Raw genomic sequence first — 1,511 nt, forward strand, 5'->3', positions numbered from 1 at the left:
CACCGCGCTGGGCGGCTACAGCGAGGCCACGGGCTATCTGTCCTCGGCGCTGGGCTATGGTGCGCTCGCTTCGGGCAGCTACGGCACTGCGATCGGCGTGTCCTCCACCGCGTCCGGCAGCAGCAGCGTGGCGGTGGGCGAGTACAGCGTGGCCTCCGGCGAGGAGAGCGTGGCGGTCGGCGGTACTTCGTTCTTCGGCCTGATCCCGGCCGAGGCCTCGGGTGCCAACAGCGCCGCGTTCGGCGCTGGTGCCGGCGCCACCGCTGACTTCAGCAGCGCGCTCGGCAGCCTCAGCTACGCCAGCGCCGACAGCGCCAGTGCGTTCGGCTACGGCGCCTACGCGTCCGGCGTCAACAGCGTGGCCCTGGGTGCGAACTCGGAGGCGGCGCGCGACAACACCGTCTCGGTGGGCAGCGCCGGCAAGGAGCGGCAGATCACTAGCGTCGCCGCCGGTACCGAGGCCACCGATGCGGTCAACGTCGCGCAACTGAACGAGGTGAAGCAGTCCGCCGACGCCACCGGCAAGCAGTTCAAGGCCAGCGGCGGCAGCGACCCGGCCGACGATGTCGGCAGCTACGTGGAGGGCAATTACGCCACCGCCGCCGGCGAAGCCAGCAACGCCTACGGCACCGGTGCCTCGGCGTTCGGCAGCGGCGCGCTGGCGGGTGCCCGCTACGCCACCGCGTCCGGCTACAACGCCACCGCCACCGGCGAATCCAGCACCGCGATCGGCGGCTCGCTGTACTACACCGACGCGTCCGGCAACGTGCTGCTCGACGGCACCACCACCGCCAGTGCCGCCGGCGCCACCGCGCTGGGCGCGGGTGCGCAGGCCAGCGGCACGTTCAGCAGCGCCAGTGGCGCCGGTGCCGTCGCCAGCGGCCTGCAGGCTACGGCCGACGGCTACAAGGCCAACGCCGGTAGCGACTACAGCACCGCGGTCGGCGCCTTCAGCGCCGCCAGCGGCACTCGCACCAGCGCGTTCGGTTACGGCGCGGCGGCGGCGGGCAACTACGCCTCGGCGCTGGGCTGGGGCAGCACCGCCTCCGGCGCCTATGCCGCGGCGCTGGGTTACAGCGCCCGCGCCACCGGCGAGGATGCGACCGCACTCGGCGCCTCGGCCTGGGCCACTGCGGCGCAGACCACCTCGGTCGGCCAGTTCGCCTGGGCTACGGCGCAAGGCGGCACCGCGATCGGGCAGAACGCCTTCGCCTACGGCGGTACCAATGCCACGGCGCTGGGCATCAACGCCTCGGCCAGCGGCGCCGGCAGCGTCGCCCTGGGCTCGGGCGCGCGCACCAGCGAAGCCAACGTGGTGTCGGTGGGCGGCGGCAACGGCGTCACCGCGCCGGCCACGCGCCGCATCACCAACGTCGGTGCCGCGGTCAACGCCACCGATGCGGTGAACAAGGCGCAGCTGGACGCGGTGGCCACCGCGGCCGGCGACACCAGCGCGCGCTTCCAGAGTTCCGGCACCGCGGTGGCCAGCGCCAGCGGCGTGGACAGCACCG

Annotated in this window: 1 pseudogene; it reads left to right on the plus strand. The window is 73.9% G+C overall.

Annotation, left to right across the window (positions count from 1 at the left end):
- A pseudogene (locus D180_RS19930) lies at positions 1-1,511 on the plus strand (cell surface protein); the annotation flags it as partial.

This window comes from Xanthomonas sp. SHU 166, assembly GCF_000364685.1.
In the GTDB taxonomy this organism is placed as follows: domain Bacteria; phylum Pseudomonadota; class Gammaproteobacteria; order Xanthomonadales; family Xanthomonadaceae; genus Xanthomonas_A; species Xanthomonas_A sontii.